Genomic DNA, 3,968 nt, shown 5'->3' with positions numbered 1-3,968 from the left:
AGAATTAACCCAATTAGATGAACAAAGAGCCAAAGTGGTCAACAGCTATAGCACCGCATTGGTCCAAGATGCAAAAAGCCATATTGAAAGCCAATTCGATGTAGATGTTGAGGTCTATCAACGTCGCGGTAAGCTGTTACCTGCTATTGAGCATTTCCACCCAAAAAACCGCGCTATCGTAATGGGACGGCGTGGGGAAGATCATAAAGGCAGTCGAATTAATATTGGCAGCCAAATCGAAACGGTTGCGCGCGCGTCCAGCATACCTATCTTAATTTGTTCAGAAGCATTTACCACGCCTACCTCGTATATGATTGCCTTTGATGCCAGTAAAATAGCCATTTCCGCTACAAAAATGGTTGCTAGGAGTTATTTACTTAAAGGGTTGCAAGGTCATATCGTGATGGTCGGTCATCATGATGAGTTGTCTAAACAAAGCTTAGCAGCAGCAGTTGCGGAACTCATGTCAGCAGGCTTTATAGTCAAGGCGCATCACTTACCTGAGGCAGATGCCGTTGATGGATTATTAACGTTTCAAGCAGACAACAACATCGATATTATCGTGATTGGGGCTTATGGACGTTCTAAATGGCAGCAGCTGTTTTTAGGTAGTACAACAACAGAGATTATTGCTAGTACGCTCTCACCGGTTATTTTAGTGCGCTAAAGGGTAATGTGTATAACTATTATTATGATTAAAGGTATGACAGAAAATTAACGCAACATGATTTGGCTAAAAATGTTCATAGGCACGTTAATGGTGTTGGTCATTCAACTACTTGCTTAAACTCGGTTTTTTATTTGGCAGCGCTTGCAGCATTATTTTCAACCTTTACTTTAATCAGTCATTTTTTAGTCGGTACGCAGCGTAGTACCGCAGATTTAAAAGCAGCGCTAGTTTTTAGTCATAGCAATATTGCTTACGGCTATATACTAACTAACGGTATGTGAACTACAGTAGCCAGCATAAGAGACAAGTATCGCTAAAAAACTAGCAACATTCAGCTAATCTACTTATTTTTGAAACACTTATTATTTTAGTAAAATCTTTCGGGTAACATCTTATAATAATCAAATTTAGCAGGAGCTGTGCTTAGATAGCTCTTTACTATGAATTGGAGAAGCTCATTGCGCGCCATTCCTTATAAGTCTATTGTTAGTGCGCTATTGCTCATCGCTGTCGCAGGGTTTTTAGTCTTTCGCTGGTGGCAAGGACCACTATTACCAAGCTATAGAGTATCTTCCATGCCTTTGGTACAGACGGTAGTAGCGACTGGACGTATCGTTGCAGTCTCAAGTACTGAGATTGGTAGTGAAGTGACGGGTGTAGTATTAGAGCGACTGGTACAGGAAGGTCAGCAAGTAGTAGCTGGTGATCTATTGCTAGTACTTAGCTCCGATGAAGTGACTGCTCAAGTGCGTCAAGCAGAGGCAGAGCTGGCAGAGCTGGCCAGTAGTAACCGTCCACAGGCAGCAGTAGATTTGGCTAATGCCGAAGTCGCATTGGCGCAGGCTAGCCGTAATGTCGATCGTAGGCGTAAGTTAGCGGCCATCTCAGCCATCTCTGATGAAGAGATGGAACAGGCAATCCAAGCTCAAGCCCAAGCACGCAATAACCTTGAAAATGCTCGCCTGAAAGCAAAGGCATTATCCTCTGGTGGTGTAGAGGAGGACTTATTACGTGCCCGTATCGCAGCATTGCAGGCGCAGCTGAACAAAACGCAAGTCCGTAGCAAAGTATCAGGCACTATCTTGACTCGTAATGTCGAAATAGGGGAGTTAGTACAGCCAGGTCAAAGCTTATTCACTATAGCCCTCGATGGTAATACTGAAATACGAGTACCGCTTGATGAGCGTAATTTATCACGCCTAGAAGTGCAGCAACAAGCCATCGCTATTGCTGATGCTTATCCTGATGAACCGTTCCCCGTGCGTATCAGCTTTATTGCGCCAAGCATAGATCCACAGCGTGGTACGGTAGAAGTGCGATTGGCCGTCGATCCTGTACCTGGGTTCTTACGCCAAGACATGACCGTATCTGTAAATATCGAAACGGATCGACGTGCAAAGGCATTAGTGATTCCCAATGATGCGCTAGCCAATGTTAAAGAAGACAATGCTGACGTTCTGCTATTGCGCGATGGTAAAGTACAACACCAACAAGTGAGGTTAGGATTACGTGGGCTATCAGCATCAGAGGTGCTCTCAGGTCTGAGTGCTGGTGACGAGATTTTAGTTGATGCAACTGCATCATTAGCTGATGGCGCACGAGTTAGAACTACTCAGCAAGTAGCACCTTTTGCTAGTAATAATACTGACAAGATGACGACGGTAAACAATAAGAGCCAAGCAGCGGAGACAGTCAATTGACGACTTTTTTCGGTAAACTTTGGATTGATGCCAATATCGCCATTAGTTTTTTGCGCGAGGGACGAATACAGTCGCTCATGATTACCTTAGGAGTGGCGATAGGTGTCGCTGTCATCATATTCATAACAGCATTGATTCAAGGTTTGCAGACTAACCTTATTGACAGTACCCTCGGCAGTCAGGCGCATATTCGCTTAGTATCGCCAGATGAAGTCAACCTCATAGCGCCGCCTGCTGATGATACGCTGCAACTGATACAAGAAGACAAGCGTCCACAGCGTCTACGTTCCATTAATAATTGGCAGCAAATAACCGACACACTAGATCAACTGCCCTTGTTAACTGCCGTATCGCCAAACGTGTCTGGGCCTGGTTTTGTCCGGCGTGGTGAGGCACTAGAATCAGTGATACTAGTAGGTACTGATCTGGAGCGCTATCAAAAGATCATACCACTCAATGAATATCTAATCAGTGGCGAGCTGCGAGTGGGCGCAGATAATGTGTTGATTGGTAGTGAACTGGCCAAAGACTTGGGTGTAGAAGTCGGCAGCAAGCTGCGCTTAGATACCGGTCAAGACAGTAGTGATAGTAGCAGTAGCGGTAATGACGTCAGTAGCAACAGTGCCATAGTTAATATCGCTGGTATATTCGAGCTCGGCGTACGAGAGCTTGATGCGCGCTATGTCTATTTAGACTTAAAGCAAGCGCAGTCCTTACTTAGTTTGCCGGGCGGTATCACAGTCATTGATTTGACTGTTGAAGATATCTTTGAAGCAGAGGAAATCGCTGCGCAAGTTGGGCGCTTGACCTCGCTGCAAGCAGAAAGCTGGATTAAGACCAACGCCCAACTACTGAGTGGTCTCACTGCTCAAAGCCTATCTAGCAATATGATTGTAGTTTTTGTGGCAATTTCGGTGGCTTTTGGCATTGCCAGTGTACTATCAGTTAGCGTGGTACAGCGTACGCGAGAGATCGGTATCCTACGAGCAATGGGCGCAACCCGTCAGCAAATATTGCGAATATTCTTGGTTCAAGGGGCTATATTTGGCTTGTTAGGCTCCATTGTTGGTAGTGGTGTCAGTTATGTATTGGTCTGGTCCTTTAATACTTTCGGACCCAATATATTTACGATTCCAATATCGATAAACTTAATCTTAGTGACTATGTCGTTAGCAACGTTAACGGGTGTTATTGCAGCAGCTATCCCAGCGCGGCGAGCAGCGGCACTCGATCCAGTGGTGGCTATTCGTTATGTCTAATCATGTTTCCAGTGCCACTTTAAATAATTATTCTGTTAATTCTTTTGATAAGACGTCAACCCTTATGTCTAGTGAATCTCACGAAGTCTTGCGTTTAGAGGCACTAAAAAAGTCTTATAACATTGGTCAACCTAATGAGATTGAGGTGCTGCACGGTATTGACTTAACTATCAGTAACGATGACTTTGCCGCACTGATTGGTCCTTCAGGTTCGGGTAAAAGCACCTTATTAAATGTACTAGGTTTACTAGATCAGCCAACTAGCGGTGAGCTGTATCTGTTGGGTCAGGCAACCAGTACTATGAATGATGCCGGTCGCACCGCTTTACGTGGCAGTAG

General features: G+C 44.8%; 5 protein-coding genes. All 5 read left to right on the top strand.

All coding sequences use genetic code 11. The features are described from left to right. The coding region (locus VLN09_RS07300) for a universal stress protein (RefSeq protein ID WP_325245110.1) at positions 1 to 667 on the top strand (667 nt) is incomplete at its 5' end. A 134-nt stretch (positions 668 to 801) separates the two neighbouring features. Next, complete coding sequence (locus tag VLN09_RS07295; protein WP_325245108.1) at positions 802 to 951, top strand: GlpM family protein; 150 nt, start codon at positions 802 to 804, stop codon at positions 949 to 951. Between the two features lie 177 nt (positions 952 to 1,128). Then, positions 1,129 to 2,370 carry an efflux RND transporter periplasmic adaptor subunit gene (locus VLN09_RS07290; RefSeq protein WP_325245112.1) on the top strand — a complete coding sequence of 414 codons (1,242 nt, stop codon included), beginning with the start codon at positions 1,129 to 1,131 and terminating at the stop codon, positions 2,368 to 2,370. Between the two features lie 77 nt (positions 2,371 to 2,447). Next, a complete protein-coding gene (locus VLN09_RS07285) occupies positions 2,448 to 3,629 on the top strand; it encodes an ABC transporter permease (RefSeq protein WP_414709103.1) in 1,182 nt (393 codons plus the stop codon). Between the two features lie 64 nt (positions 3,630 to 3,693). Continuing rightward, on the top strand, positions 3,694 to 3,968 hold a 275-nt coding region (locus VLN09_RS07280; RefSeq protein ID WP_325245104.1), incomplete at its 3' end, for an ATP-binding cassette domain-containing protein.

The organism is Psychrobacter sp. (assembly GCF_035469765.1).
In the GTDB taxonomy this organism is placed as follows: Bacteria; Pseudomonadota; Gammaproteobacteria; order Pseudomonadales; family Moraxellaceae; genus Psychrobacter.
The sequence above is the reverse complement of the archived record's forward strand: the minus strand, read 5'-3'. Positions and strand labels throughout refer to the sequence as shown.

What these genes read in the sequence shown, in the direction of transcription:
- VLN09_RS07285 (WP_414709103.1), top strand. Translation starts at nt 2,448, where the DNA reads ATGATTACCTTAGGAGTGGCGATAGGTGTCGCTGTCATCATATTCATA.